Below are 26,773 nucleotides of genomic sequence, written 5' to 3'. Positions count from 1 at the left end.
ACGCTCACCGACCCGCACCTGGCGGACACCGCCGAGAGCGGTCCCCGCCCGAGAAAGGACACCCCCGCCATGGCCGGCCTCCCGACCATCGAGTCGTATCCGCTGCCGACCCCGCCGGACCTCCCGGCGAACACCGCGCCGTGGGTCTGCGACCCCGCCCGCGCGGTACTCCTCGTGCACGACATGCAGCGCTACTTCCTCAAGCCCTTCCCCGAGCCGCTCCGCAGTCAACTGGTCCGCAACGCCGCGGAGTTGCGCGAACGCTGCGCCACGCTCGGCATCCCCGTCGCCTACACCGCGCAGCCCGGCGGCATGACCGCGAGACAGCGCGGACTGCTCAAGGACTTCTGGGGCCCGGGCATGCGCCCCGCGCCCGCCGACCGCGCCGTCGTCGACGCGCTCGCCCCCCGGGAGGACGACTGGCTGGTCACCAAGTGGCGCTACAGCGCCTTCCACCACACCGACCTGCTGGAGCGGATGCGCGCCCACGGACGCGACCAGCTCCTCGTCTGCGGCGTCTACGCCCACGTCGGGGTGCTGATCACCGCCGTCGAGGCGTTCAGCCACGACATCGAGACCTTCCTGATCGCGGACGCCGTGGCCGACTTCGACGAGAGCCGGCACCGGATGGCCGTCGAGTACGCCGCCGCGCGCTGCGCGGTCGTCACCACCGCCAAGGAGGTCCTGGCATGACCGGCACCACCGGCCCCCGCGCCCAGCGCCCCGAACGGGCGGACCTGCTGACGGAGATCCTCGGCCCGACGCCCCCGCCGTTCGCCCTGCTACACCGCCCCGAGGCCACCGGCGCCGGAGTCCTCGACATCCTCGTCGGCGAGGTGTCGCACCCCGCGACCCTGGCCGGTATCCCGCTGCCCGAGCCGTCCGGCGTCCCCGGCGCCCCCCGCCACGACGTCCTCGCCCTCGTGCCCTACCGGCAGATCGCCGAACGGGGCTTCGCCGGGCACGACGACGGCACCCCCCTGGTGGCGCTGAGCGTCACCCGGCAGGAGACCGCCTCCCTCGCCGCCGTACTGCAACGACTGCCCGACACACCCATCCACACCACCGGAGCCCACTTCGACGTCGGCGACGACGCCTACGCCGAGACGGTCCGGCGCGTCATCACCGAGGAGATCGGCACCGGCGAGGGCGCCAACTTCGTCATCAAGCGCACCTTCACCGTCGACATCTGCGACTACACCCCGCACAGCGCCCTGACCTTCTTCAAACGGCTCCTGGAGCGCGAGAAGGGCGCGTACTGGACCTTCGTCGTGCACACCGGCGAGCGCACCCTCGTGGGCGCCACACCGGAGCGGCACATCAGCGTGGACGAGGGCACGGCGGTGATGAACCCGATCTCCGGCACCTACCGCTACCCGGCCACCGGACCCACCCTCCCGGAGGTGATGGACTTCCTCGCCGACCGCAAGGAGGCCGACGAGCTGTACATGGTGGTCGACGAGGAACTGAAGATGATGGCCCGGATCTGCCCGGGCGGCGGCCGGGTCACCGGACCCTTCCTCAAGGAGATGGCGCGCCTCGCGCACACCGAGTACTTCATCGAGGGGCGAACCACCGGCGACCCGCGCGAGATCCTGCGCGAGACCCTGTTCGCGCCGACCGTCACCGGCTCCCCGCTGGAGAGCGCCTGCCGGGTCATCGGCCGCTACGAGCAGGAGGGCCGCGGCTACTACAGCGGTGTCCTCGCCCTGATCGGCCGCGACGCCCACGGAGGCGCCGCGCTGGACTCCGCCATCTGCATCCGCACCGCGGACATCGACCGGACCGGCCGCGTGCGCATCGGGGTCGGCGCCACCCTGGTGCGCCACTCCGACCCGCTCTCGGAGGTGGCCGAGACCCGCGCCAAGGCCGCCGGTCTGCTCGCCGCGCTGGAGGGCGAGGGCGCGACACGGTTCGCGGCCCACCCCGAGGTGTGCCGGGCGCTGCGCAGCCGCAACGACACCATCGCCGGATTCTGGCTCGCGGACACCCCGCAGGTGCCGCCCGCCGGACAGCCGTCCCTGCCGCCGGGCCGCCGGGTCCTCGTGGTGGACGCCGAGGACACCTTCACCTCGATGATCGGCCACCAACTCGCTTCTCTGGGGCTGGAGGTGACGGTACGGCGCTTCGACGAGCCGTACACCGTCACCGACCACGACCTGGTCGTGATGGGGCCGGGGCCGGGCGATCCGCGTGACCTGTCGCACGCCAAGATCGCCCACCTGGACGCGACGATCGGACGGCTGCTGCGCGACCGGCTGCCGTTCCTGGCGATCTGCCTCAGCCACCAGGTCCTCAGCCGCCGTCTCGGCCTGGACCTGGTGCGCCGCCCCCGGCCCAACCAGGGGGTCCAGCGGGACATCGACCTGTTCGGCCGCAGGGAACGCGTCGGCTTCTACAACACGTTCGCCGCCGCGAGCGGCGAGGACAAGGCGGAGACCGGGGCCGGGATCGTCGAGATCGCCCGCGATCCCGACAGCCGGGAGGTGCACGCCCTGCGCGGCGCCCACTTCGCCTCCCTGCAGTTCCACCCCGAGTCCGTGCTCACGCAGAACGGCGTGGGCATCACCGGCGGCCTGGTCCGCGGACTGCTGGCCGCCGCCCCGCTCGCGCCGGCCGTATGACATCCCGGCGGCCGGTCCGGTCCACCACGTACCGGCCCGGCCGCCATCTGACGTACTCCCCGGCGACCTGACGGGTTCGGCCGGCGGTCTTTGCCGCCGGCCGGGCGCCCTCGGGAGCATCGGCCCTGCGCGGGGGAGGCCCGAGACGCTCACGGAAGGGTCACGACCATGATCAGCACGGGTACGGCCAGAGCCGGCCGGACGGCCGGTGGCATCGCCATCCTGGGGACGGGCTCCTGCCTGCCCTCCCACGTCGTCGGCAACGACGAGGTGGGAGCCGCGGCCGGAGTCACCGACGAGTGGATCAGACACAAGACCGCCATACGCTCCAGGCGCCGGGCCAAGCCCGACGAGGCCACCTCCGACCTCGCCGTCGCCGCCGGACGGGCCGCCATGGAGGCCGCGGGCATCACCGCCGCCGACCTCTCGCTGGTCGTCGTCGCCACCTCGACGCCCGACCAGCCGCAGCCGCCCACCGCCAGCATCGTCGCCGACGGCCTCGGCGCGGGACACGGCGCCGCCGCCTTCGACGTCAACGCCGTGTGCAGCGGCTTCGTGTTCGCGCTCAACACCGCGCAGCACATCCTGGCCGGTTCGGACTCCCCGTACGCGCTCGTCATCGGCGCGGACGTCTACTCCCGCATCCTCGACCCCGCCGACCGGCGGACCGCCATCCTCTTCGGGGACGGCGCCGGCGCGGTCGTCCTCGGCCCGGCCCGCCCCGGGCGCGGACTGCTGGCCGGACGGCTGGCGGGCTTCGGCGCCGAACGCGACCTGATCGAGGTGCCCGCGGGCGGCAGCCGGCTGCCCGCGACCCCCGAAACCCTCGCGGCCGGGCTGCACTACTTCACCATGAACGGCCGGGGGGTGCGCGATTTCGTCACCGGGACCGTCGCCCCCGCCATCACCGCCTTCGTCCGCGAGGCGGGCTACACGGCCGCCGACATCGACCAGTTCGTGCCCCACCAGGCCAACGGACGGATGCTCGACGACCTGTCGGCCACGCTCGGCATCGGCGCCGGCCACACCCGCACCACCTACGAGGAGTACGGCAACACCGGGTCCGCCTCGGTCCCCATCACCCTCGACCACGCGTTCCGCACCGGGCGACTGTCCGACGGCGACCTGGTGCTGATGGCCGCTTTCGGCGGCGGCATGGCCATGGGCCTGTCGCTGCTGCGCTGGCAGCACCCCGTACCCACCCACACCACCTACGCACCCACCACCCCCCGCAGCTGAGGAGACGGCGATGCAGGACGGCATCATGGACGACTACCTGGCCCGGATCGGCGCGACCCGCCCCGAGCGACCGGACCTCAAGGGGCTCCGCCACGTGATGGAGCGGCACCTTCTCTCGGTGCCCTTCGAGAACCTCGACTACCACCAGGGCGAGGACATCTTCATGGACGAACGGGTCCTGGAGAAGATCGTCCGCCGCCACCGCGGCGGCGGCTGCTACGAGGTCAACCCCGCCCTCTCGTTCCTGCTGACCTCGCTCGGCTACGAGGTCGACATCCTGCCCGGCTGGGTGCACCGGCCCGACGGCCTCGGCCCGTTCCTCGGCCACCTGGCGCTGCGCGTCAAGGCGGACGGGCGCGACTGGCTCGTCGACGTCGGCTTCGGCCGCAACAGCCGCTTCCCGCTGGACCTCTCCTCGCGCGAGGCGCAGCAGGACCCGCACGGCGAGTACCGGATCCAGGACGCGGGCGACGGCGCCATCGACGTGTACCTCGCCGGCAAGCCCCTCTACCGGGTCGCCGACCGGCCGGTGCGCGTCGAGGACTTCGCGCCGACCCTGTGGTGGTACCGCACCTCGCCCGACTCCTCGTTCCTGCAGGCCCTGTTCTGCTCCATCCGCACCCCCGACGGACTGGTCACGCTCAAGGGCAACTACCGCATGAGCAGCGTCGCCGGCCAGGAGCGCGCCAAGCAGACCCTGGAGACCGAGGCCGAGGCGTTCGAGGCCTACAAGAAGTACTTCGGCATCAGCCTGGAGACGCTGCCCGAGGAGCCCGCCGGAGGCGTCACCGCCGGCGTGCGGACGGAGTGAGGACGATGAGCGAGAACCTCAGCGGCGCCGGCATCGACGTACTCGTCGTCGGCTCCGGCCCCACCGGACTGCTGACCGCGGTCGAGCTGATGCGCCGCGGCGTACGGGTGCGGGTGATCGACCGCGCCGCGGAACCGTCGACCACGCCCAAGGCCCTTTCCGTGTGGCCCCGTGCCCTGGATATCCTGGAGGACGCCGGACTCGCGGACGGCGTCCGGCGCGAGTCCGCGCGGATCGACCGGCTCAGCTACTTCTCCGAACGCACCCCACTGGCCTCCTTCGCGCTGACCGAGGACACCGCCTGCCGGGTGCTGCCCCAGCACGTCACCGAACGGCTGCTCACCGAACGCCTGGCCGAGCTGGGCGGCAAGGTCGAGCGCGGGGTGCGGCTGCTGGCCCTCGAAGGCGTCGACTTCGCGGGCGGCGTCGGCTCGGGCCAGGACGTCACCGCCGTGGTCGAGACGGCAGAAGGCGGCCTCGACCGCATCCGGGCCCCCTACGTGGTCGGCGCCGACGGCGCGGGCAGCGCGGTCCGCGGACAGCTCGGCATCGGCTTCCAAGGCAGTACCTACGAGCTGGCCTTCGCCCTGGTCGACGCCCGGATCGAGGGTCAACTCCCGGACAACGAGTGCCTGTTCTACCAGGCGCCCAGCGGGGCCCTCGTCGTGGTGCCCATGCCCGGAGGCGTCTACCGCTTCCTGTCGATCATGCCGCAGGGCCGCCGCGAGGTCTCCCTGGACCTGATGCGGGAGATCGTCGACGAGCGCGGGCCGCGCGGCGTACGGCTGACCGAGGCGGTGTGGCAGGCGGTCTTCCGGGTCCACGCCCGGCACGCCTCCGACTTCGCGGTCGGCCGGGTCTTCCTCGCCGGCGACGCCGCCCACGTGCACAGCCCGGCGGGCGGCCAGGGCATGAACAACGGACTCCAGGACGCCCAGAACCTGGCCTGGAAGCTGGCCGCCGTCATCCACAACACCTCTCCCGCGACGCTGCTCGCCACCTACGGGACCGAGCGTTCGGAGGCCACCCGGCAGATCGTGCGGGACACCGACCTGCAGACCCGTGCCTGGGTGGCGAAGTCCCGGGCCAAGGTGGCGGCCCGGGACGCCGCCTTCAAGCTGCTCGACCGCACCGGCGCCGTCTCGCGGTTCTACACCCCCGTGATGGCCGGACGGCGCCTGGCCTACCCGCCGCCGCGCGAGACCCAGCGGCCCTCCGGACTCGCCGGCTGCCGACTGCGCGGCCGGGTCCCCGGCGGCCTCAAGGAGGGCGCGGTCTTCCCCCGACGCGCCGCGCTCGCCCACGGCGTCAGCGGACCCGACGCCGACCCGCGCGCCTGGACCCTGGTCCTCGCTCCGCCCTCGGAGCCGTGGGCCGCCGAGGCCGGGCACGTCGCCGCCCGGTACGGGCAGCGGCTGCGCACCGTGGCGCTGCGGCGCCGCGAGAGCGCCTTCGCCACCGGCTGCCGCAGCGCCGGCTACTGGCTGGTGCGCCCGGACGGGCACATCGCCGCACACGGCCACCAGGGCGATCTGGATCGTCTGGAGGCGGAGCTGGGTGTCGCGCTCGAACCGGGGCCGCAGGGCCCGTGACTGTTCCACAACCGCCTCCGAGCTGCGCTGACATCGCCGCCCAGGGCGACTTGACGTAAAAACGGGTGAGCCCTTCTGGCGGACATCCCGGATGCGTAATGTCCGGGACATGAAGCTGAGAGAGGGCGTGGAGTGGGCGGTGCACTGCTGCATCAACCTGTCCTGGATCTCCCCGGACAGGGCGGTGCCGGCAGCCAGACTGGCCGCGTTCCACGACCTGCCCACGGCTTACCTCAACAAGCAGCTGAACGCCCTGGGAAGCGTCGGCATCGTCGCCTCCCGCTCCGGTCCCCGCGGCGGATTCCGTCTCAACCGGGAGCCGGAGTCCATCAGCCTGATGGACGTGGCGGCGGCCATCGACGGTTCGGCACAGGCCTTCCTGTGCACGGGCATCCGCCACCACGGCCCGGCCGGACGCATCTCCGGGCCGGCCGCCGCCCACCGCACCACCTGCACCGTGGCCCAGGCCTTCTCCACGGCTGAACTGGCCTGGCGGCGCCGGCTCGCCGATCACACGATCGCCGAGCTGGCCGACACGGTACGGCGGGCCAACCCCACGGCCCCCGACCAGGTACGCCGCTGGTTCGAGGAGAACTGAACGCCCCGGCCCGGCCCGCACCACCCCGGACCACCCCGCACCACCCCGCACCACCCAGAGCCCGTCCTCGGCGCACCCGCTGTGCGCCCGGGGCCGTCCCCCCACCGGCAACACCGGCGGTGTGCGCCCCGACCTTCCGACCCCGTAGTGAAAGGCTCAGCCATGCCGTCTTCGGCCACAGGCGCCGTCACGGACGCGCCCCGCCGGCGCACCGGACTCCTCTTGGCGCTGCTGGCGTTCGCCCAGCTGATCATCTCCATCGACTACAACATCGTCTACGTCGCCCTGCCGGAGATCGGCAGCGGACTCGGCTTCTCCGCCCAGAGCCTGCAGTGGGTGGTCAGCGCCTACGCGGTGGCCTTCGGCGGGTTCCTGCTGCTCGGCGGCCGGGCCTGCGACCTGTTCGGACCGCGCCGCATCTTCGTCCTGGGCATCGCGCTGTACGGGGTGTCCTCACTGGTCGGCGGCCTGGCCACCGAACCGGGCGTGCTGATCGCCGCCCGCGCGGTGCAGGGCGTCGGCGGTGCCTTCCTCTTCCCGGCCACCCTGACCCTGGTCTCCACCAAGTTCGCCGAGGGCAAGGAGCGCAACCGCGCCTTCGCCGTGTGGGGCACCGCGGGCGGCTCCGGAATGATCCTCGGTTCGCTGCTCGGCGGCGTCCTCACCCAGGCCTTCGGCTGGGAGTCGGTGTTCTACGTCAACGTCCCGCTCGCCGTCGTCGCCATCGCCTTCGCCTTCCCGCTGATCGCCCCCGACCAGCTGGGCGGCTCCCGCCGCTCCTTCGACCTGGCCGGAGCGCTGACCTCCACGGTCGGCACCACCTCCGTGGTCTTCGCCCTCGTGCAGGGACCGGAGTCGGGCTGGGGCTCGGGCCTGATCGTCGGCGCCTTCCTCTTCGGCGCGGCGCTGCTGGTCGCCTTCCTGCAGATCGAGAAGCGCAGCAGCGACCCGCTGATGCCGCTGCGCCTGTTCCGCAACCGGAACCTGAGCACCGGCGCCGGGGTCACCTTCTTCTACATGGCCACCTTCGGCACCCTGCTGTACTTCCTCACCGTCTACTTCCAGGGCGTGCACGGCTACAGCGCGCTGGAGACCGGCCTCGCCTTCCTCGTCCCCATGGTCGCCATCTCCATCGGCGCCCAGACGGCCGGCCGGCTGGCCACCAAGTACGGACTGCGCGCCATCATGATCGCCAGCCTGCTGGTGGGCTTCGTCGGCACCGTCGTCGTGGGCCTCACCCTGGCCACCGACGCCTCCTACGTGGCGCTGATCCCCGGCATGGTCGTCATGGGCCTCGGCCAGGGCGCCGGCTACACCCTGATGTTCGGCGCCGCCACCATCGGCGTGGACCCGAGCGAGCAGGGCATCGCCTCCGGCTGGGCCTCCACCACCCAGCAGATCGGAGGCGCGGTCGGCCTCGCCATCCTGGTCGCCGTCGCCAACTCCGGCCTCGACGGTGTGCGGGGCGAGGCGCTGCGCTCGGCCACCACCGACGGGCTGCGCACCGCCGTGTTCATCGCCGCGGCCGGTATCGCGGTGACCGCGCTGGTCGCCCTCGGCCTGCGGAAGCCGGGCAAGCCCCAGGCCGTCGCCGAGGCGGACACCACCGCCTCCTCGGTCGAGGAGCCGCAGACCGTCCAGGTCTGATCCGCACTCCGGCGCGCCCCCAGGGGCGCGCCGGTCGCCGGACCCCCGCGTCGTACGTTCCCCCGCCCGGCGCGGGGGTTCCGGCATGCCCGGCCCCGCTGTGCCGTCAAGTGACCGCACCGTAAAACGACTTGATGCTTTGCCCGTGATCGGCTTGGCCCTCGCCGTGCTCCGCTCGCAGGCTCGGCACATGTCGAAAACCCAAGTGGCCGAGGTGCCCTCGGTCAGGTCCCCGAACGCGCCGTTCGCCGCCACCGTCGCGACGGTGTCCGTGATGGGCGTGCTCGTGGTGGGCCAGATGTACGTGACCATCCCGCTCATGCCGCAGCTCGCGGACGCCTGGGGGGTCCCGGCCGGCTCGGCGGCCGCCTCGACCACGGCCTTCGCCTTCGCCCACGCGGTCGGCTCGCTCGTCAGCGGACCGCTCTCCAACCGCTGGGGGCGGCGGGCGGTCATGGTGGTCAACGTCCTCGCCATGGCCGTCGTCACCGCCGTACTGCCCCTCGTGGGCTCCCTGACCCCCGGGGTGACCCTGCGCGCCCTCCAGGGGCTGTTCGCGGGCTCGTTCATCCCCATGGCGTACGCCTACCTGAACGCCCGCTTCGCGCCGCGCCGCGCCTCACTGGCGCTGACCGTGGTCTCCGCCTGCATGGGGGCCACCGTGGTCATCGGCCAGGTCGAGGCCCAGGTGGTGGCCGCGGTGGCCGGCTGGGTCTGGGTGTTCTGGGGGACCGTACCCCTGCTGCTCCTGGGCGCCGCGGTGTCCTGGCGGGTGCTGCTGCCCGAGGAACGGCCGCGGGCCGCCCCCTCCGGCCGGCCGGCACCGGCCGGAGCGCGAGCCGCGCTGAGCGCCCGGGTGATCCCGCTGTACCTCGTCATCCTCGTCGGCGCGGGCAGCCTCACCGCCGTGTACACCGGGGTCCAGCTCTACGGTCCGCCCGACGTGGCGAGCGGTGGCGCGCCCCTGCTGGCGCTGCGGGCCAGTGCCCTGCCGGCACTGCTGGGCGCCGTCCTGATCGCCCCGGCCCTGGCCCGTGTCCCGGCCTCCCGCAGGGCCGCGGGGGCGCTCGTGGTGACCACCGCGGCGATGCTGGCCGCCGCGCTGGGCGGCGACGACGCCGTCGCCCTGGGGGCCGCGCTGTTCGCCTTCATGGCGGGCTTCTCCACCCTCGGCCCCGCCCTCATCCAGTCGGTCGGCGCCCGGGTCGGCGCCGCCGCCCAGACCACCGCGATCGCGCTGTACGGCTTCACGCTCAACGTCGGGGCCGGAGCCGGCGCGCAACTCGCGCCCCTCTTCGACCGGTTCGGCCACCTCGCCCTGTTCCTCGCGCTCGCCCTGGCCCTGGCCACGCTGGGCGTCGTCCGCCGCGGACGCGCGACCTGACGCACTCGCCGGCCACGCGTTGTCGCGCCCCGGCCCCGCCGACCACGATGCGGACAGTCAACCGACACCCCTTTCCGACAGCCACGTGTTCCTCACACCCGTACGCCCAGGGAGCGCCCGACCATGACGAACGTCGCCGTCATCTACTACTCCTCCACCGGTTCGACCCACCGCCTCGCCGAGGCCGCCGCTGCGGCCGCCGTCCAGGAGGGTGCCGAGGTGCGGCTGCGCCGGGTGCCCGAGATCGCCGCCACCGGGCGGCCCGGCTCCCAGGAGCACGCCGCCGAAGCCGCGCGGATACCGGAGGCGACGCTGGAGGACCTCCAGTGGGCGGACGCCGTACTGCTCGGCTCCCCGGTCCACTTCGGCCTGGCCGCACCGCAGTTGATGCAGTGGATCAACACCACCTCGCCGCTGTCGATCCGCGGCGAGCTGCTCGACAAGGCCGTCTCCGCCTTCGCCTCCGGCTCCGCCGAGCACGGCGGCCAGGTGACGACGATCCTCGCCCTGCACAACGCCGTCTGCCACTGGGGCGCGGTCCTCGTCGCCACCGGCTCGGCCGACCCGGTGCTGTACGAGAAGAACAACGGCAACCCGTACGGCGCGAGCACCGTCGCGGGCAACCGGGCCGGCTTCATCCACGAGGAGAACGCCGGCGCCATCGCCTACCAGACCCGCCGCACCATCCATGTCGCCGCCGCGCTGAAGGCGGCCCGCTCGGCGGCCCCGGCCGCCGCCTGACCCGGGCGGACCACGTGAGGAGGGAGTATCCCCATGGCAGTCAGTGACCCGGCCCAGCTGCCCGCGACGTTCGTGGCCGCCTTCAACGCCAAGGACCTCACCGCCATCGACCGGCTCTTCGAGCCCGCGGCGGTGCGGGTGCTGCGGCCCGGCGAGGTGGTCACCGGCGACGGCCGCAGGCACGCGACCAGCAGCTTCCTGGCGCTCGGCGTCCCGATCGACATCAGCCTGCGCCACAGCTACGTCTACGAGGACACGGCCCTGCTGATCGGCGACTTCGTCATCGACGGCACCCGGCCGGACGGCGAGCGCGTGCACATCGAGGGCACCGCCACCGACGTGGCCCGACGCGGCCCGGACGGACTGTGGCGCTACATCATCGACAACCCGCCGGGCGTCGAGAAGGCCGGTCAGTGAGACCGGCCACCCGCCCGTCCGCCCGCGAGCGGACCGGAACCGGGGGCTACTTGACGGACTAACGCGTTCCCGTGGCTCCCGGGCGCCCGTCCGCGCCAGGATGGGCGACGCACGCCGCGCAACGGCACCCAGGCACCCCCATCGACAAGGGAGCAGTACGGCCATGACCAATGTCGCCATCGTCTATTACTCGGCCACCGGGAACATCCACAAGCTGGCGGTCGCCGCGGCCGAGGCGGCTCAGAAGGCGGGCGCCGAGGTCCGGCTGCGCCGCGTCGCGGAGATCACCGAGGAGCCGCTCGCGCCCCACTACGCCGAGTGGTCCCAGGCCAACCACGAGCACGTAGCCGCCAGCCGGGACGTGGCCACGGCCGCCATCGACGACCTGGACTGGGCGGACGCCGTGGTCTGGGGCACCCCGGGCCGCTACGGACTGCTGGCCGGCCCGCTCAAGCACTTCATCGACCAGACCTTCGAACTGCACGCCCGGCGCGGCCTGATGAACAAGGCCATGTCCGCGTTCACCTCGACGGGCACCCAGCACGGGGGCCAGGAGTCGACGCTCCTTTCGCTGAGCAACGTCTTCTACCACTGGGGCGCCGTCATCGTGCCGCCCGGCGTGACCGACGACATCCTGCTCACGCCGAGCAACGGCAACCCCTACGGGGTGAGCGCGACCTCCGGCCTGCAGGCCATCCCCGGCCACCTCGCGCAGAACGTCACCGACGACAACCTCGCGGCCGTCGGCTACCAGACGGTCCGCACCCTGAAGGTGGCCGAGGCCCTCAAGAAGGGACTGGCCCGGGACTGACCGACCGTCCAAGGGGCCGGACCGCGCCGAAAGGCGCGGTCCGGCCCCTTTCCCATGTGTCCCCCCGGGGTACGGAAAACCGCCTTCGGAAATCCAGGAACCCCCGGGAATCCAGGAACCCCCGGGAATCCAGGAATCCCGGGGAATCCAGGAACCCGGAAATCCGATATGACGCATTCCCCGGGCGCTCCTTTCCGCCGGTCAGGCGTCATGCGAACTTGTACGGAGGAATTCCTGTCCCGTGTATCGGTTCTCGGAGGAAGAGTCCTGATGTATAAGGTTCCGAAAAGTAAGAAGTTCCTCTATCTCGGAGTGGTCTCCGAGCAGGCGGCGCAGAAGTACGGAAACACCCCGATCACGCTCGACCACGACATGGACGCCTTTCCCGGGGCGGGACGCACCTTCACCGTCGCGGAGTTCGCCGCGCTCGTGGCCGCCACCGCCGACCGGCTGTGGGCGGCCGGAGTGCGTCCCAGTGAACACGTGGCGGTCCACAAGACGTCGAGCTTCGACATCACCGTGCTGGCGTGCGCGGTGGCCCGGATCGGCGCCGTGCCGGCGATGCTCTCCCCGCACCTGGACGGGGAGAGCGTCGGCAAGCTGCTGGAGCGGCTGGAGCGGCCCACCCTGCTCACCGACGAGGTCAAGCTGACCGGTTCGCTGGCCGGACTGGCGCTGGGCGAGCTGACCGCGCGGGTGGTCACCGCGACCGGCTCCCACCCGGACGCCGTCGCCCTGGCCGACCTCGCGGGGCCGGTGCGCCGGCCGGTGTTGCTCGACCCCGACCAGCCCGCCCTGATGACCCACACCTCGGGGACCACCGGCGTACCCAAACTCGTGGTGCACTCGGCCCGTTCGCTGGGTGCCCGGGGCAACTGGCAGGACAAGGTGGTGTCGTTCATCCGCAAGCGGGAGACCGTCGCGATGCACGTCTCCTACGTGCACTCGCGGATGTACCTCGGCCTCGCCGTGCTCCAGTCCCGCGGCATGCCGATGGTCTTCATGAACGACGCCAGCCCCGCGCACGTCGCCGACATCCTGACCGAACACCGCCCGGGCGTCCTGGAGACGCACCCCAACTCCTACCTGGAATGGGAGGAGATGCTGGACGACCCGCGCCGGCCGGTCTCCACCGTCAAGTACTTCAACAGCACCTTCGACGCCATCCACCCCAGCACCATGCACAAGTTCATGCACGCCTCGGACCGCCGCAGCCCGGTGTTCCTCCAGGTGTACGGGCAGAGCGAGTGCGGTCCGCTGGCCGCCCGCACCTACCGGCGCCGCAACGCCCTCAAGGCCGACGGCCGCTGCCAGGGCTACCCCACGCCGTTCATGACCAAGTACCGCCTGGTCGCGCGCGGCGGGCAGCGGCCGACGAAGGAGAACCCCGGCTACATCGACGTCGCGACCGCGGGCCGGGCGCTGTCCTACTACGGCGAGCAGGAGCGCTTCGACAAGCAGGTCGTGGGGGAGTGGTGGCGCGGGGGCGACGTCGGCTACCGCACCAAGTGGGGCTGCCTGCACCTGCTGGACCGCGAGGTCGACGTCATCCCCGGCATCGACTCCACCCTGGAGGTCGAGGACGCGGTCCTGCACCGCCTGGACGAGCTGACCGAACTGGTCGTCGTGCCCGGCCCGGACAGGCGGCCGGTGCCTGTGGTGTGCACGCGCGGGGACAAGCCGCTCGACCTGGAGCGCTGGCGGACCGCGGTCGCCGACCAGCCCGCGTTGGGCGAGCCCGTCCAGCGCCGTCTGTCCGAGCTGCCGCGCACCGCCACCGCGAAGATCAAGCGGCTGGAGCTGGCCCGGCAGCTCGCGGAGGAGCCCACCGCCTCCCGGCCGGCCGCCGAGGCCGCGCCCGGGGCCGCCGAGGAGGTCCCCGCGACCGCCGGCCGCTGATCAGCCGTCACCCGGCCGCGCGACGGTCCCGCCCCACCCACGGCCCTGCCGGACCCGCTCCCGAGCGGGTCCGGCAGACGTGTGTCGCATCGAGTTTTTCGATACGGCTTGGAAACCCGCATGCGGGTTTGTTCTTCTTGGGGAAGGACGGACCGACCGTTGGTGAAAGGGCCTGACATGTCGACTGACCACATCCGTGTGGCTGTGATCCTGACGAGCGTACGCAAGGGCCGTTTCGGCCCGACGATCGCGAACTGGCTCGTCGGCACCGCCGGCCAGCGCGACGACATCGAGATCGACCTCGTCGACCTCGCGGACTTCCCGCTGCCCACGGCGCTGACCGACGAGCCCTCGCCCGAGGTGGCGGAGCTGCTCGCCGCGTTCTCGGCGCGTCTGACCCGGGCGGACGGCTTCGTGGTGGTGACCCCGGAGTACAACCACAGCTTCCCGGCCTCCCTCAAGGCGGCCCTGGACTGGACGCAGAACGAGTGGCACGCCAAGCCCGTGGGCTTCGTCGGGTACGGAGGCCTCGCCGGCGGCCTGCGCGCCGTCCAGCAGCTGCGCCACATCTTCAACGAACTGCACGCCGTCACGGTCCGCGACGCCGTCAGCTTCCACGGCCCGTGGGGACAGTTCGACGCGGAGGGCGACCTCATCGAGCCGGCCGACGCCGAGGCGGCGGCGAAGGTCCTGTGGGACAAGCTGACCTGGTGGGCCCTGGCCACCAAGGAGGCCAAGCGCGTCCGCCCGTACGACAACTGACCACCGGCCCGCTCCCGGGCCGCCCGCGCGCCGCACCCACCACCCCCGGGTGCCGGCCGCCCAGGCCCACGCCGCCCTCCGCCTCGCGCCACATCCCGTGCGCGGGCCCGTGGAGGACCGACCACCCCCGGACCGCGGGCGCGAACACCCCACCGCGCCGCCCGGCAGTACGCTGACGGATCACCGGACCGCCACATCACACCCACGGCCGGACGGGCCACGCCGGAAACGGCGGCGGCCCGCCCGGCCGTGGGTGCCGGCCGTGGAGGTCACGGCCTCCCCGTCGACAACTCCGCGATCAGAGCGGGCAGTTCCCGACCGGTCGGGGCGCGGCGTCGTGCAGACGGACGTGTCGTCGGCCGGCCCGCCGCCGCGCACGGTACGGACGTCGGCGGCGAGCACCACCTTGGCGTACGTGCCGGTGCGCCGGTCCTCGCGCACGTACTCCACCGCCCCGGGCGTCCGGCGCGGGCGCGTCGCCGAAACCGGCGACCGCCACCGGTCGTAGGCGGCGCGCGGCCCCTCACCGAGTACGGGGACCCGCCACCGCTCCTCCGGTCACGGGTGAGGACCTCCTCGACCAGCCAGCTGGCCGCCCGTCCTGCCGTGCCCGGCCACCTCGGGCCGTGGCCCCGCAGGACCGGGCCACGGCGGGGCAGCCGTCGGGGGTCAGGAGGTCAGGGCCTCGTCCACGAGTAGGGCCGCGGCGCCGGTGTACTCGGCCGGGTCGCACAGGTCCGTCAGCTCGTCCGCGATCCCGGGCGGCAGCCCCGGCAGGGCGCCGAGCACCTCGGCCAGCGGACGGCCGGAGGTCTCGGCCTCCTGCGTGGCCCCGGTCAGCAGCGCGCGGGCGCGGGCCTTCCCGAGCGCCGGGGCGAGCCGCGCGGCCACCCGCTCCGAGACGACCTGACTGCCCGTCATGTCCAGGTTGGCGCGCATCCGTTCCGGCCTGACCTCAAGCCCTTCGGAGAGTTCCGCCGCCGCGTGGGCCGCGCCGCCCGACAGCCGCAGACACTCGCGCAGCACCTGCCACTCGGCGTGCCAGGCCCCGGCGGAGCGCTCGTCCTCGCTCATCAGGCACTGGGTCAGGACGCCGGAGAGTGCCGGCACCTGGAGGGCCGCGCCGCGCAGCAGGGTGGCGAGCACCGGGTTGCGCTTGTGCGGCATGGCCGAGGAGCCGCCGCGACCCGGCCCGCCGGGCTCGGCGACCTCGCCGACCTCGGTCCGGGCGAGGGACTGCACGTCGAGCGCGATCTTGCCGAGCGCCCCTGCCGTGAAGGCGAGCGCCGCCGCGAGGTCGGCGACGGGCGTGCGCAGCGCGTGCCAGGGCAGCACCGGGCGGGCCAGCCCCGTCTCGGCCGCGTAGGCGTCGACCAGCCGGCCGGCGTAGCCCTCGGGGTCCGGACGCTCCCCGTGCCCCTCGACGGCCGCGTACTCCAAGTACCCGGCCAGCGTGCCGGCCGCCCCGCCCAGGGAGACGGGCAGCCCGCCCTCGTGGACGCGGGCCAGCCGCGCCTCGGCGTCCAGCACCAGCGCCCGCCAGCCCGCCGCCCTCAGCCCGAACGTCGTCGGCACCGCGTGCAGGGACAAGGTGCGGGCGACGGCCACCGTGTCCCGGTGCCGGGCGGCGAGCACGGCCAGCGCCCGCGCCGTACGGGTGAGATCGGCCCGGACGATGCCGAGCGCACGGGCGGCCACCAGCATGGCGCCGGTGTCCAGGACGTCCTGGCTCGTGGACCCCCGGTGCACGTACTCGGCGGCCCGCGGGTCCTCCTGCGCCACCACCGCGGTGAACGCCTGCACCAGGCCCACCACCGGGTTGGCGGTCTCCCTGGCCGCGAGCGCCAGCGCCCGCAGGTCGAGCCGGTCGGCGTCGGCCGCCCTGGTGATGACCGCCGCGGCCTCCTTCGGAACCGTCCCCAGCGACGCCTGCGCCCGGGCCAGCGCGGACTCGGCGTCGAGCATGGCCTGCAGCCACGCCCGGTCGCCGGTGGCCGCCTCCACCGGCGTACCGGCCCGCACCGGCGACAGCAGTCCCGCGTCCACGAAGGGGGCGTGGGACCAGGTCACACGATCACCCCGGACAGGTCGTTGTCGGCGTCCACGGGGCGGACCCCGTCGGGCACCCGGGCCACCGGAGGCAGCGTCAGCACGGTACGCGCGATCGCGTCCGAGTCGCCGAGGGTCACCGAGTCCACCCCGGGCCGGATCCCGGCCGCGGTCACCCAGTGCACCGACTCGGTGGGCACCCCGTAGGCGAACCGCCTCGGGTGCGCCCGGCCCCGCCCGTCGAGCAGCCGGTAGGGGCGCTCGGTGACGGCCAGTCCGCCCGTCTCGTACCCGGCGCCGCCCGCGCCCGCGATCCGGTACGGCGCCGCCTGGTCGGTGTCGAGCAGATGCCGCAGCAGCGGGTCGTCGGTGCGGCGCAGGTCGGGCTCGGGCAGCCGGGCCTCGACGAGCGCGGTGGCCCGCACCGGCTCCCCGGGCACCGTCGCCGAGTGCGCCACGTACGTCTGCGCCGTGGTGTCGATCCTGACCTGCGTGCCCGGTCCGGTCACGGTCAGCACGCCCGCCTCGATCAGGGCGACCATCTCCTCGATCCGGGAGGCCGGCGGGCCGATCGACAGGAACGCGTTGAGCGGCGTGTACCAGCCCTCCAGGTCGTCGCGGTGCGAGGCGCCCTCCAGGCCGCCGTGGTCGACCGCGAGCCGGATCTCGTTGCGCAGATCGCGCAGCACGTCCAGGGCGGCCTTCAGCGGACCGCTGACATTGCCCCGGCGGGACTCGGCGACGTCCTGGCGCAGGTAGTCGAGCAGCCAGCCCGTGAAGTCCGCGCGGTCGGTGAAGACCCGGTCGCCGTACGGGCGGGACAGGCGCTCCCAGTCCCAGCGCTCCTCCGCCGCCACCCCGTAGGCGTCGAGCAGCTCCGCCGTGTCGCCGTCCGCCGCGAGGAACCGGCCGGCCAGCTCCTCGCCGCGCCCGCTCTCGCCCCGGGAGGTCAGCAGCGCACGGTAGTAGACGCTCTCCACCTCACGGGAGATCAGCGGCCACAGGTCCGCGCCGAAGTTGACCGGCTGCCCGGCGGCGGAACGCTCCCGCAGGGTCGCGATGTACTGCGCCGTCAGCAGCCGGGGGAAGTAACGGCCGGTGGAGCCCTTCTCGTTCTCGCCGCGCGCGTGGTACGGGATGCCGCGCCGCGAGAAGGCGAACAGCTTCGGCTCGCTGCCCGAGCGGCGGTAGACGAGCCGCCCCTCGACCCGCTCGAACCGGCCGCCGCGGCCCAGCGTGAACAGCGCCATGTGGTCGAAGAAGTTGAGGCCAAGACCCCGCAGCAGCACGTTGCGGCCCGGCTCGATGTCGCTCAGGTCCAGGTCGGCCGGGTTGGCCGGCGCGACGTACGTGAGGTGGTGGATGCGGGACAGGCTCGCGGTACGCGCCTCGCGCGCCGACAGCCGCGCCGGGACGTGCCCCTGCGCCATGACGATGGCGTCCAGGTCGTTGAGGCGCGTGCCGTTCTCCAGACGGATGCCCTGCGGGCCGCCGGGCACGCCGTGGGTGTCGGCCGCGGCGACCGCGCGCGAGCGGTGCACCAGGACCTCGACGTGGCCGGGCGCCGACGCGGTGATGCGCTCGAAGCAGTCCTTCAGGTAGCGGCCGTAGAAGGCGCGCGTGGGATAGGAGTCGGGGCCCAGGCGCCTCGCCTCGGCCAGGACGGCGGCGTCCAGCTGCTCCGGATCACCCAGCAGGGCCAGGGACTGCGCCCACTCGTAGAGGCTCGGTCCTGGCTCGATCGGGCCCTCGATCGCGGCGCTGTCGTCGGTGAAGACGGTGATCTGCGAGGCCACGGTGTTCATCAGCAGGTACTGCGACTGCTCCGGGCGCCACACGGTGCCCGCGCCCGGCGCCGAGGGGTCGACGACGTGCACCGTGACCGCGGTGTGGGCGGGGGCGCGGCGCTCGTTGGCCAGCAGCCGCTCCAGTACCGACAGTCCGCGAGGGCCGGCACCGATGATGCAGACCTCAAGGGTTCTGTTCATTGCGGGGACTCCGTTTCTGGGCAGGGGGGACCGGCGGCCGGGCAGGGACCGGCCGCCGGACACCCCCTGAGGGGGAGGGGAACTGTGGTGGGACGAGCACCGGCGCGGCAGGAGCCGCCGTGCCTCAGTCGGCGGGCGCGGTCGCGATCAGACGGGCCAGCTCCAGGCGCTTGATCTTCGTGGTGGCCGTCTGGGGCAGGTCCTTCAGCCGCCACTGGACGGGGGCGCCGAGAGCCGGCAGGTCCACCACGGCCGTCTTCCAGGCCATCTCGTCCAGCGGGGCGTCGTCCTGGGTGCACACCACCGGCACCGCGCGGCCGTCCGGACCGGGGATGATGATGACCTCGACCAGCTCGGGCAGCCGGGTGAACAGCTTGTCCTCGATCGCCAGGGTGGACTGCACCCCGGGGATCTCGTCGACCTCGCGGTCCAGCAGGTGCAGGCAGCCGAACCTGGTGCGGTAGCCGAGGTCGCCCATGCGCCACCAGCCGTCGTTGACCTGCTTCTGCCAGCGCTCGTGCTCGTCCAGGTAGGTGACGATCCGTCCGTCGCTGCGCACCTCGATGAAGCCGGGGTTCTCCTTGGAGACGGGGGAGCCGTTGCGGCTGACCACCCGCACCCCCGTCATGCCGGGGAAGGGCACGCCGACGCAGCGGCCGTTGAAGTCGGCGCCGTCCTTGAGCGAGTAGGTGCGCGCGGCGATCGGGCCGACCTCGCTCTGGCCGTACGCCTGGGCGAACCGCCGGCCCTTGCGGCGCGAGCCCTTGAGCAGGGTGTGGACGGTGCGCGGGTGGATCGCGTCGAAGGTGCTGGAGAAGTACTTCACGTTGGCCAGCGGACCGCGCGGGTCCTCGGCCAGCACCTCCCAGCGCAGGAAGGTGTTGGGGTGGGCCTCGATGAAGCCCGGCGGGACCTGCGCGAACAGGTCGCCCACCGTCCGCGGGTCGTCGTCGCGCAGGATGATGAGCGGATGCCCCTGGAGGATCGAGATGGGCATCGCCGTGAACATGCGCGAGTGCACGAACGACACGTGCACCGCGATGGGTTCGCTGCGCCGCACCGCGCTCTTCACGACGGTGGCCTGCGGGCGGTAGCGGGCCTGGAAGCTGAGACCGGTGTGCACGGCGAGCTTCGGTGTGCCGGTGGTGCCCGAGGTGTGGGTGATGAGCGTGGGGTGGTCGATGGGCATCGACACCGCGGGCACCCGCTCCACGCCCGCCAGCGAGGCGAACGAGGTGGCCCTCTCGTGCTCGCCGGAGGCCAGGAGCACCTCGCGGGAGAGGTCGAAGACCTCGGCGGGCAGGTGGTGGTCGAGCTTGTCCCGGTCGGTGACGAGGAACGGCCGGCCGACCCTGCGCAGCAGCTCGGCGACGGTCTCGCCGTCGAGCTTCGGGGAGAGCAGGACCGGGACGGCGCCGGTGCGGGCGATGGCACAGGCGAGGAGGGAGATGTCGAAGCCGTCGCTCTTGTGGACCACGACGTGGTCGCCGGGGCGGACCTTGACCGACCACAGCCTGGAGGCGAAGTCGTCGATGAGATCGGCCAGTTCGGTCAGGGTCGCACGCCGGCCGAGGTCCGGGGCGATGTCGAGGTCGTGGTCGAGGATCACGAAGTTCGCCGGGTGCCTGGCGGCCGCCCGGTCGAAAAGCGTGCCGAGCCGAATTCCCTTGCTTCCTATTCGCTGGAGAAACATGTAACCGATCTCTCGTCCATGGCTGCGGAATCCTGGGGGAGGTGCCTGGGGGTGCGGAACTGCGGGGACTTCACGGGTGCGCGCGGCGGGCGGCCCGGTTGTAGGGGACCGGCTCAGTCGTTCTCGACGACGTCCTTGATACGGGCCAGCGTGTCGTCGAGGTCCTGTCCGAGCTTGGTCGTCCAGTCCTGGACGAACCGCTTCCGGCCGTCCTCGTCGAGGTTCTCGACGATCTTGTGGATACCGGCGGTGGCCTTGCCCATCCGGAAGTGGTGGATGAGCCAGGAGGAGCCGTCCTCCGTGCCCTCGACGGCCTCGATGTCGAAGCCCCAGACCGACTCCTGGTCCTCCTGGGCGTGCGTGAGCATCATCCAGCGGAAGGTGCGGCCGGGCTCGGCGGCCACCACGCGGGCCTCGGTGTACCAGGTGCCGCGCACCAGTGGCGCCCAGCCGACGACGTCCTCGCCGCGCAGGTTCTCGCCGCGGAAGACCGAGCCGACGGCCGAGGGCTCGCCCTGGGTCCACTCGCCGCCCATGCACTCGGGGCTCCACTCCTTGCTGCGGGTCAGGTCGCTGACCACGGAGTAGATCTTCGTCGGGGACGCCGAAACGCGAATGCGGGCATCGAGTTCGAAGAGCGGGGAATTGTCGATGACGGTCTCTGTGTTCGCTGTCATGGCGGCCATACTGCCGACGCGCCGGGAAGCCGGGCAATCAAGCGGTTCGGGGTCCGTCAAGTTCAATTTCCGCCCCGTGAAAGGGAGTTGATGCAGTCATTTCCGGATGAGAGAGCGCACTGCCGCTCGCGGGAAGTCGAGAGGGCACCGCGACGGATCGCGGTGCCCTCGGGCGGCGGTGAACGGAGGCGGAGAGCGCAGGCGGTGAACGGAGGCGACGGCCGGGGGCGTTCGGCCGCGGTGACGGGAAGGCGGTCGTGCTCAGTCGCGCACGCGCAGCACCAGTTTGCCGCTCACCTTGCCCTCCTCCAGCCTGCGGTGCGCCTCGCCCGCCTCGCTCAGCGGCAGCACCTCGGTGGCGCGCGGGCGCAACCGGCCCGCCGCCAGCAGTCCGTTGACGCCCCGTGCCGCGTCCGCGAGCTGCGCGGTGTCGGCGTGCGAGATCGCGAACCCGCGCACCGAACGGTCCCGCAGGTACAGCGCGCCGACGGGCAGCACCGGGCGGGTGCGCAGACCGGCCAGCACCACGAGCCGTCCCCGGCCGGCCAGCAGGTCCACCGCGGTCTCCAGGTCGTTGCGCCCGGCGGTGTCCACATGGACGTCCACGCCCTGCGGGGCGGCCGCGCGGATCTGTCCGGCGACGTCCTTCGAGCGGTAGTCCACGACGTGGTCGGCGCCGAGGCCCCGGACGTACTGGGCGTCGCGGCCGGAGGCGACGGCGATCACCCGGGCGCCGGCCCGGGAGGCCATCACCACCAGGGCGCTGCCCACGTTGCCGGCCGCGCCGAGCACGGCGACGGTCTCGCCCGCCCGCAGACAGCCGTGCGTGAACAACGCCAGGTGCGCGGTCGCGGCGGGGTGGGCCAGCGCCACCGCGTCGACCGGGGCGACACCGTCGGGCAGGTGGTAGAGCCGGTCCACGGGGACGACCGCCTGCTCGGCGGCGGCTCCCTGCCGGCCGTCGTGACCGAGGCTGTTGCACCAGACCCGGTCACCGACACGGAAACCGGTGGCGGCCACGCCGGCCGCGGCCACCGTCCCGACCAGGTCGCGGCCGATGACGAAGGGGAACTCCACGGGGGTGCGCCAGGCGCCCGAACGCACGAAGGTGTCGACATGGTTGACGGCGCTCACCTCGATGTCGACCAGCACGTCGTGCGGGCCGGGCTCGGGTGGCGGCAGCTCCCCGTGCCGTATGAGGTCGGGGGAGCCGAGCTGGGTGATGTAGGCGGCACGCATGGTCAGCGAGTCTGGCACCTGCCCGGCCGTACGGCCGGACCGGCGGCGAACGCGGGCCTCGATACGTCAGGTCGGCCCGGTCATGGGTCAACTCGGCTGTCTCGTACGTCTCCCCGAGCCACAGGTATGTCACCTCGGGTCTCGCGTACGGGCGGGCCGACATACGCTGCCGTCCATGTCCCACTCGCCCACCGAGGCCACGACGACGCACGCCGCGCGGACCGAGACGACGCACGCCGCCGCCACCGAGCACCACGAGACCGCGCCCGCCGGCCCGTCGCTCGCCGGGACCGGGCCGGCCGCGCCCCCGCACGCACCGACCGGGTCCGCCGGCCTCGCGACGACCGACGTACCGCCCGGCGACCGCCGCATGTCCGCCCAGGTGCGGCCGCTGATCCGCGCACTGCGGCCCGCGCTGACCGACGCCGGGTTCGACCGGTTCGCCGCCGAGGCGCACGCGCAGGGCCTGGTGTTCACCGCCGTCCACGACGAACACGGTCACTGCCTGGCCGTGGCCACCCACCGCGTCCTGGCCACCAGCCGCGGCCGGATCCTCTTCGTCGACGACCTGGTCACCGACCCCGCTCGCCGCTCCGGCGGGGTCGGCGCCCTGCTGCTCGCCCATCTCACCGAACGGGCCCGGGCCGCGCACTGCGACCGCGTGGAACTCGACTCCGGCGTCACCAACCACGCCGCGCACCGCTTCTACCACGCCCGCCGCATGGGCATCGCGGCGCTGCACTTCGCCTTGGACGTCAGCGGGGGCGTCACGGGGGAGTGAGCTTCGGCCGGGCCGCCTTGGTCGAGCCTTGACCGGCCGTCGACCCGTCGCGTCGATCTTGGGGAACGACCCACCACGCGTCGCCCGTCTCGCCGCGCCCGCGCGGTCCGGACACGACGACAAGGAAGAGGAAACGACCTCTGATGACCGACACGCACACCGCCCCCTCCCGGCTTCGGACCCCGGCCGCCGAGGGCCTCGCCGCGCTCACGGACACCCTGGCGCGGGACCTCGCCGCCGGCACCTGGCGCCCCGGCCCCCTCGAACGCCGGCTCGCCCGGCTCCTGCTCGTCGGGGCGGCGGGGGACGGCGAACTGACCGCGGACCGCGTCCGCGCCGTGGCCTGGGAGGGACACGTCGCCCTGACCCAGGCCGGTGAGGGCCGTCTGGCACGGCTGTTCACGCAACTGCTCGCCGTGGCGCAGGACCCCGAGTCCGCAGCCGGTCCGGCCGGGGACACCGCCCGCGCCCTGCTCGAACGTCTCGCGGAGGAAGGACCCGACGCTCGTGTCCGCAGCTGAACGCACCACCGTCGACCTGTGGTTCGACCCCGTCTGCCCGTGGGCGTGGATGACGTCCCGCTGGCTGCTGGAGGTGTCCGAGACCCGCCCCCTGGACATCCGCTGGCACGTCATGAGCCTGGCGGTGCTGAACGAGGGCCGCGCGGACCTGCCCGAGCGCTACCGGCGTCTGCTCACCGAGGGATGGGCGCCGGTACGGCTGGTCGTCGCCGCGCGGCACAAATACGGCGAGGACGTCGTCGGACCGCTCTACACCGCGCTGGGCACCCGCATCCACCGCCAGGGACTCGGACCGGGACACGAGGCCCTCACGGGGGCGCTCGCGGAGACGGGGCTGCCCGCGGACCTGCTCGACGAGACCGGTCACGACACCTGGGACCACGCGGTGCGCGCCGGCCACCGGGAGGCCATCGACCTCGTCGGCGAGGAGGTCGGTACCCCGGTGATCGCGCTGCCGGGGCCGGAGGGCACCCGGACCGCCTTCTTCGGCCCCGTCGTCACCCCGGCCCCCAGGGGCGAGGCGGCCACGAGGCTGTGGGACGGGCTGCTGCTCCTCGCAGCCACGCCGGGCTTCCACGAGCTCAAACGGAGCCGTACGCAGGGCCCGGTCTTCGACTGATCTCGTGTTCCCGCCCGGCCCGCGCCGTCCCGACCCCGTACCGGACGGCGCGGGCCACTTCACGTGCCCCGGCCTCCACAACCGGGGTACGCGCTCAGGGCCGGCGCCGACGCCCGGCCGCCCCGCTCAGCCCGCGACCGCCGCCGAGGCCGTCGGTGACTCCTCCGGTCCGAGCCGCCGCTCCGGTGTTCGCGGGGCCGGGACGCGCAGGGCGATCAGGCCGAGGGCGGCGAAGAACAGCGCCCAGCCCGTCCAGCCCGCCCAGGCCCGGTCCACGCCCGCGCCGATGAGGGAGGGGCCCACCACCGTCGTCACCGCGAACCCCATGTTGAAGGCCGCGAGATGGCCGGTCTCCTGTCCCTTCGGGATGTGCAGCAGCGCCGCCCCCGTGCACCCGGCGACGATCAGCAGTTCGCCCAGCGACAGCAGTACCGCCGCCGCGACCACGACCACCAGGTCCGGCCCCCCGCCGCCCAGCGCGGTCAGCGGAACGACCGCCGCGCCCAGAGCGGCCAGCAGACCGCCGCGGAACATCAGTGTCCGCGCCCGGGGCAGCCGCTCCGTCCCCCGGCTCAGACGCACTTGGAGCGCCACCACCAGCACCGTGTTCAGCAACTGGACCACCGTCACGCTCCACGCCGGTGCCTGCGTGCGCTGCACGATCCACAGCGGCATCCCGATCCCCAGCAGCAGCGCCGACAGCGTGAACGCCCCGTACAGGGCGGTGAGGAAGAGGAAGGGCCGGTTGCGCAGGATGCCGGCCCGCCGGGGGCGCGCCTTTCCCGCCGGTGCCACCGCGTCGGCGGGGAAACCGCGGCAGATCACCGCGCAGCACAGGAACAGCACCGCCGACGCCAGCAGCACCGAGCGGTACGCCCACCCCTCGCCGCCCGCGATGGCGGCGCCCGAGGGCACGGCACCGGCCGCCATCCCGGCGTTGCGCAGGGTCCGCATCCGGGCCAGGGCGCCCACGGCCTGTCCGTCCGGCACCCGGCTGATCAGCCCCGACTCGATCAGTGGGCCGATGCCCCGGCTGAGCAACCCGGCCACCGCCGCGGCGAGCAGCGCCTGCCCGAAGGAGCCGACCGCCGACAGCCCCAGGAAGGCGGCGCAGCGGATCGCGAACAGCACGGTGAGCACGGTGCGGACACCGAACCGCTCGGCGGCCCGGGCGATGGGCATCACGCCCAGCAGCGAGGTGACCCCCGAGGTGCCGAGCACGACGCCGACCTGGTGGTTGGAGAGCCCGGCCGCCTGGTCGAGGAAGAGCACCGACAGCGAGAGGTACATGCCGAGCCCGACCGCGTCGGACAGCCCGACCGCGTAGAACCGGCGGCCCGGTCCGGTCACCGGCGCCGCGGGCGGGGCGGCGGTGTCAGTCACGGTCCGCTCCTGTCGGCGCGTCGAAGCCCGGCACCAGCCGGATGTCCAGCGCCCGTTCGACCCGCCGGGCGACCGCACGGGCCGTGTCGGCGTCAGGGGCCCGCACGAGGAAACTGGCCAGGTGCAGGGTGCCCTGCCGGCTCACCCGCTGCCCCGGCGCGAACCTCGGTGAGACGTAGACGAGTTCGGGGAAGGCGCGCAGCACCTGCTCGACGGGCGTCTGCCCGGCCACCCGCCACACGCCCTGCGGGATCGGCAGGAAGCGCAGCAGGGCGACACCGGTGAACTCCGGCGGCCCGGCCGGGTGCAGCCCGAGCGCGGCGCGGCCGATCTGGGCGGCGTAGTCGTACCCGGCGGCGGCCTTGAACATGACCGGCATCGGGCCGCCCGCCCGCGCGTTGACCTCGATGATCTTCGGCCCGTCCGCGGTCAGCGCCACCTCGGTGTGCACCGCGCCCGAACTCAGCCCGATCGCCCGGATCGCCCGGTCGGCGGCCTCGGTCACGGCCGCCGCCCTCGCGGGGTCCAGCCGGCTGGGCAGGGCCGCGCCCTCCTCGGCGTATCCGTGTTCCAGGGGGAGCCGGTCGGAGAGCGCCAGGTGGTACGCCGTCCCGGACACCAGCAGCGACTCCACGCTGCAGTAGGAGGCGTATCCGCTGTCGCCGTCCGCCTCCAGCTCCATCCGCTCCTCCAGCAGATACGCCTCGTCGTACTGGAGGAAGGGGGTCTTCTCGGCACGCGCCGCCGTGAAGGCGCGGATCAGTTCGGCGTACGTCGACACCAGCCGGACGCTCTGGCTGCCCGCGCCCAGCGAGGGCTTGAACACCCCCGGCAGCCCCACCCGGGCCGCGGCCGCCGGAAGGTCCCGCTCGCTGGTGATCACCTCGAACCCGGGGGAGGGGACGCCGTGTTCGGCGAAGACCAGACGCTGGCGCGCCTTGGACTGGGCGACGGCCACCGCCTCGGGCGTGTTGCCCGGCAGTCCCAGCCGGGCAGTGATCTCCGCCTGCGGGCGCAGCAGCAGCTCGGAGTAGGTCACCACGCCGTCCAGCGGCAGCCGCTCGTGCAGAGCCGCCACGACCTCGACGGCGTCCCGCAGGTCGGCGGCCTCCAAGAACTCGCCACGCAGGCCCCTCTGTTCCCACGCCGCCCGCAGCGGATCCGCGGGCCGCCAGGCGGAGACGTGGACGACGCTGACCGTGTCGGTCAGTGTGGACAGTGAGGCAAGGGCCTCGTCGGGGGCGTGGCCGCCGATCCCGGCGAGAAGCAGCAGGTGGGAGGAGCCCATGGGAGGACCT

The 26,773-nt window shown here is 73.3% G+C and carries 23 protein-coding genes; 16 read left to right on the top strand and 7 right to left on the bottom strand.

Translation table 11 applies throughout. From position 1 onward, the window contains the following. Positions 1-69: 69 nt before the first annotated feature. The 13 genes from AB0J21_RS01570 to AB0J21_RS01510 all read left to right on the top strand — a co-directional run bounded on the left by AB0J21_RS01570 (position 70) and on the right by AB0J21_RS01510 (position 14,525). Entirely contained in the window at positions 70-693 is a 624-nt protein-coding gene (locus AB0J21_RS01570) for an isochorismatase family protein (RefSeq protein WP_363143724.1), read from the top strand. Further along, positions 690-2,624 carry an anthranilate synthase family protein gene (locus AB0J21_RS01565; RefSeq protein ID WP_363143723.1) on the top strand — a complete coding sequence of 645 codons (1,935 nt, stop codon included), beginning with the start codon at positions 690-692 and terminating at the stop codon, positions 2,622-2,624. Before AB0J21_RS01570 ends, AB0J21_RS01565 begins: the two co-directional genes overlap by 4 nt. A 168-nt stretch (positions 2,625-2,792) precedes the next feature. Further along, positions 2,793-3,863 (top strand): ketoacyl-ACP synthase III, encoded by a 1,071-nt coding sequence (locus AB0J21_RS01560; protein WP_363143722.1) that lies wholly within the window; start codon positions 2,793-2,795, stop codon positions 3,861-3,863. Positions 3,864-3,873: 10 nt separating this feature from the next. After that, positions 3,874-4,674 carry an arylamine N-acetyltransferase gene (locus tag AB0J21_RS01555; protein WP_363143721.1) on the top strand — a complete coding sequence of 267 codons (801 nt, stop codon included), beginning with the start codon at positions 3,874-3,876 and terminating at the stop codon, positions 4,672-4,674. A gap of 5 nt (positions 4,675-4,679) precedes the next feature. Then, positions 4,680-6,266 (top strand): FAD-dependent monooxygenase, encoded by a 1,587-nt coding sequence (locus AB0J21_RS01550; RefSeq protein WP_363143720.1) that lies wholly within the window; start codon positions 4,680-4,682, stop codon positions 6,264-6,266. A gap of 109 nt (positions 6,267-6,375) precedes the next feature. Then, entirely contained in the window at positions 6,376-6,864 is a 489-nt protein-coding gene (locus tag AB0J21_RS01545) for an Rrf2 family transcriptional regulator (RefSeq protein ID WP_363143719.1), read from the top strand. Positions 6,865-7,026: 162 nt separating this feature from the next. After that, entirely contained in the window at positions 7,027-8,511 is a 1,485-nt protein-coding gene (locus AB0J21_RS01540; protein ID WP_363143718.1) for an MFS transporter, read from the top strand. 190 nt (positions 8,512-8,701) lie between these two features. After that, entirely contained in the window at positions 8,702-9,895 is a 1,194-nt protein-coding gene (locus AB0J21_RS01535; protein ID WP_363143717.1) for an MFS transporter, read from the top strand. 123 nt (positions 9,896-10,018) lie between these two features. Further along, positions 10,019-10,636, top strand: a complete 618-nt coding sequence (locus AB0J21_RS01530) for an NAD(P)H-dependent oxidoreductase (RefSeq protein ID WP_363143716.1) — start codon at positions 10,019-10,021, stop codon at positions 10,634-10,636. 33 nt (positions 10,637-10,669) lie between these two features. Next, entirely contained in the window at positions 10,670-11,053 is a 384-nt protein-coding gene (locus AB0J21_RS01525; protein ID WP_363143715.1) for a DUF4440 domain-containing protein, read from the top strand. Positions 11,054-11,216: 163 nt separating this feature from the next. Beyond that, complete coding sequence (locus tag AB0J21_RS01520) at positions 11,217-11,864, top strand: NAD(P)H-dependent oxidoreductase (protein ID WP_363143714.1); 648 nt, start codon at positions 11,217-11,219, stop codon at positions 11,862-11,864. Positions 11,865-12,134: 270 nt separating this feature from the next. Further along, positions 12,135-13,763 carry an AMP-binding protein gene (locus tag AB0J21_RS01515; protein WP_363143712.1) on the top strand — a complete coding sequence of 543 codons (1,629 nt, stop codon included), beginning with the start codon at positions 12,135-12,137 and terminating at the stop codon, positions 13,761-13,763. A gap of 177 nt (positions 13,764-13,940) precedes the next feature. Beyond that, positions 13,941-14,525 carry an NAD(P)H-dependent oxidoreductase gene (locus AB0J21_RS01510; protein ID WP_363143711.1) on the top strand — a complete coding sequence of 195 codons (585 nt, stop codon included), beginning with the start codon at positions 13,941-13,943 and terminating at the stop codon, positions 14,523-14,525. A 669-nt stretch (positions 14,526-15,194) separates the two neighbouring features. On the opposite strand, the gene pcaB is transcribed toward AB0J21_RS01510, so the two are convergent. From pcaB to AB0J21_RS01485, 5 genes are all read right to left on the bottom strand, one after another. Further along, positions 15,195-16,595, bottom strand: a complete 1,401-nt coding sequence (pcaB, locus tag AB0J21_RS01505) for a 3-carboxy-cis,cis-muconate cycloisomerase (RefSeq protein ID WP_363143710.1) — start codon at positions 16,593-16,595, stop codon at positions 15,195-15,197. Beyond that, entirely contained in the window at positions 16,592-18,562 is a 1,971-nt protein-coding gene (locus tag AB0J21_RS01500) for an FAD/NAD(P)-binding protein (protein ID WP_363143709.1), read from the bottom strand. Before AB0J21_RS01500 ends, pcaB begins: the two co-directional genes overlap by 4 nt. A gap of 124 nt (positions 18,563-18,686) precedes the next feature. Then, the gene (locus AB0J21_RS01495) at positions 18,687-20,255 is read right to left on the bottom strand and encodes a class I adenylate-forming enzyme family protein (protein ID WP_363143708.1); all 1,569 of its coding nucleotides are present in this window, start codon (positions 20,253-20,255) and stop codon (positions 18,687-18,689) included. Between the two features lie 113 nt (positions 20,256-20,368). Beyond that, positions 20,369-20,932: an SRPBCC family protein gene (locus AB0J21_RS01490; protein ID WP_363143706.1), complete on the bottom strand. Its 564-nt coding sequence runs from the start codon at positions 20,930-20,932 to the stop codon at positions 20,369-20,371. Positions 20,933-21,193: 261 nt separating this feature from the next. Beyond that, a complete protein-coding gene (locus AB0J21_RS01485; RefSeq protein WP_363143705.1) occupies positions 21,194-22,171 on the bottom strand; it encodes an NADPH:quinone reductase in 978 nt (325 codons plus the stop codon). Between the two features lie 175 nt (positions 22,172-22,346). Here AB0J21_RS01485 and AB0J21_RS01480 point away from each other — a divergent pair, with 175 nt between their 5' ends. The 3 genes from AB0J21_RS01480 (at position 22,347) to AB0J21_RS01470 (ending at position 24,092) form a co-directional block, all read left to right on the top strand. Then, on the top strand, positions 22,347-22,952 hold the full coding sequence (locus AB0J21_RS01480) for a GNAT family N-acetyltransferase (protein ID WP_363143704.1): 606 nt from the start codon (positions 22,347-22,349) through the stop codon (positions 22,950-22,952). A 143-nt stretch (positions 22,953-23,095) separates the two neighbouring features. Further along, a complete protein-coding gene (locus AB0J21_RS01475) occupies positions 23,096-23,473 on the top strand; it encodes a hypothetical protein (protein WP_363143703.1) in 378 nt (125 codons plus the stop codon). A 49-nt stretch (positions 23,474-23,522) separates the two neighbouring features. After that, positions 23,523-24,092: a disulfide bond formation protein DsbA gene (locus AB0J21_RS01470; RefSeq protein ID WP_363144070.1), complete on the top strand. Its 570-nt coding sequence runs from the start codon at positions 23,523-23,525 to the stop codon at positions 24,090-24,092. Between the two features lie 126 nt (positions 24,093-24,218). Here the strand turns inward: AB0J21_RS01470 and AB0J21_RS01465 are convergent, their stop codons facing one another. Next, on the bottom strand, positions 24,219-25,475 hold the full coding sequence (locus AB0J21_RS01465; RefSeq protein ID WP_363143702.1) for an MFS transporter: 1,257 nt from the start codon (positions 25,473-25,475) through the stop codon (positions 24,219-24,221). Further along, complete coding sequence (locus tag AB0J21_RS01460; protein ID WP_363143701.1) at positions 25,468-26,763, bottom strand: ATP-grasp domain-containing protein; 1,296 nt, start codon at positions 26,761-26,763, stop codon at positions 25,468-25,470. The genes AB0J21_RS01465 and AB0J21_RS01460 overlap by 8 nt, the downstream gene beginning before the upstream one ends. Between the last annotated feature and the right edge of the window lie 10 nt (positions 26,764-26,773).

Origin of the sequence: Streptomyces sp. NPDC049954, from assembly GCF_040656295.1 — a bacterium.
GTDB lineage: Bacteria > Actinomycetota > Actinomycetes > Streptomycetales > Streptomycetaceae > Streptomyces.
The sequence above is the reverse complement of the archived record's forward strand: the minus strand, read 5'-3'. Positions and strand labels throughout refer to the sequence as shown.

What these genes read in the sequence shown, in the direction of transcription:
- AB0J21_RS01565 (WP_363143723.1), top strand. Translation starts at nt 690, where the DNA reads ATGACCGGCACCACCGGCCCCCGCGCCCAGCGCCCCGAACGGGCGGAC.
- AB0J21_RS01500 (WP_363143709.1), bottom strand. Translation starts at nt 18,562, where the DNA reads ATGAACAGAACCCTTGAGGTCTGCATCATCGGTGCCGGCCCTCGCGGA.
- AB0J21_RS01545 (WP_363143719.1), top strand. Translation starts at nt 6,376, where the DNA reads ATGAAGCTGAGAGAGGGCGTGGAGTGGGCGGTGCACTGCTGCATCAAC.
- AB0J21_RS01540 (WP_363143718.1), top strand. Translation starts at nt 7,027, where the DNA reads ATGCCGTCTTCGGCCACAGGCGCCGTCACGGACGCGCCCCGCCGGCGC.
- AB0J21_RS01480 (WP_363143704.1), top strand. Translation starts at nt 22,347, where the DNA reads ATGTCCCACTCGCCCACCGAGGCCACGACGACGCACGCCGCGCGGACC.
- AB0J21_RS01460 (WP_363143701.1), bottom strand. Translation starts at nt 26,763, where the DNA reads ATGGGCTCCTCCCACCTGCTGCTTCTCGCCGGGATCGGCGGCCACGCC.
- AB0J21_RS01525 (WP_363143715.1), top strand. Translation starts at nt 10,670, where the DNA reads ATGGCAGTCAGTGACCCGGCCCAGCTGCCCGCGACGTTCGTGGCCGCC.
- AB0J21_RS01490 (WP_363143706.1), bottom strand. Translation starts at nt 20,932, where the DNA reads ATGACAGCGAACACAGAGACCGTCATCGACAATTCCCCGCTCTTCGAA.
- AB0J21_RS01495 (WP_363143708.1), bottom strand. Translation starts at nt 20,255, where the DNA reads ATGTTTCTCCAGCGAATAGGAAGCAAGGGAATTCGGCTCGGCACGCTT.
- AB0J21_RS01535 (WP_363143717.1), top strand. Translation starts at nt 8,702, where the DNA reads ATGTCGAAAACCCAAGTGGCCGAGGTGCCCTCGGTCAGGTCCCCGAAC.
- AB0J21_RS01520 (WP_363143714.1), top strand. Translation starts at nt 11,217, where the DNA reads ATGACCAATGTCGCCATCGTCTATTACTCGGCCACCGGGAACATCCAC.
- AB0J21_RS01470 (WP_363144070.1), top strand. Translation starts at nt 23,523, where the DNA reads ATGACGTCCCGCTGGCTGCTGGAGGTGTCCGAGACCCGCCCCCTGGAC.
- AB0J21_RS01485 (WP_363143705.1), bottom strand. Translation starts at nt 22,171, where the DNA reads ATGCGTGCCGCCTACATCACCCAGCTCGGCTCCCCCGACCTCATACGG.
- AB0J21_RS01515 (WP_363143712.1), top strand. Translation starts at nt 12,135, where the DNA reads ATGTATAAGGTTCCGAAAAGTAAGAAGTTCCTCTATCTCGGAGTGGTC.
- AB0J21_RS01530 (WP_363143716.1), top strand. Translation starts at nt 10,019, where the DNA reads ATGACGAACGTCGCCGTCATCTACTACTCCTCCACCGGTTCGACCCAC.
- AB0J21_RS01560 (WP_363143722.1), top strand. Translation starts at nt 2,793, where the DNA reads ATGATCAGCACGGGTACGGCCAGAGCCGGCCGGACGGCCGGTGGCATC.
- AB0J21_RS01555 (WP_363143721.1), top strand. Translation starts at nt 3,874, where the DNA reads ATGCAGGACGGCATCATGGACGACTACCTGGCCCGGATCGGCGCGACC.
- AB0J21_RS01475 (WP_363143703.1), top strand. Translation starts at nt 23,096, where the DNA reads ATGACCGACACGCACACCGCCCCCTCCCGGCTTCGGACCCCGGCCGCC.
- AB0J21_RS01550 (WP_363143720.1), top strand. Translation starts at nt 4,680, where the DNA reads ATGAGCGAGAACCTCAGCGGCGCCGGCATCGACGTACTCGTCGTCGGC.
- AB0J21_RS01510 (WP_363143711.1), top strand. Translation starts at nt 13,941, where the DNA reads ATGTCGACTGACCACATCCGTGTGGCTGTGATCCTGACGAGCGTACGC.
- AB0J21_RS01570 (WP_363143724.1), top strand. Translation starts at nt 70, where the DNA reads ATGGCCGGCCTCCCGACCATCGAGTCGTATCCGCTGCCGACCCCGCCG.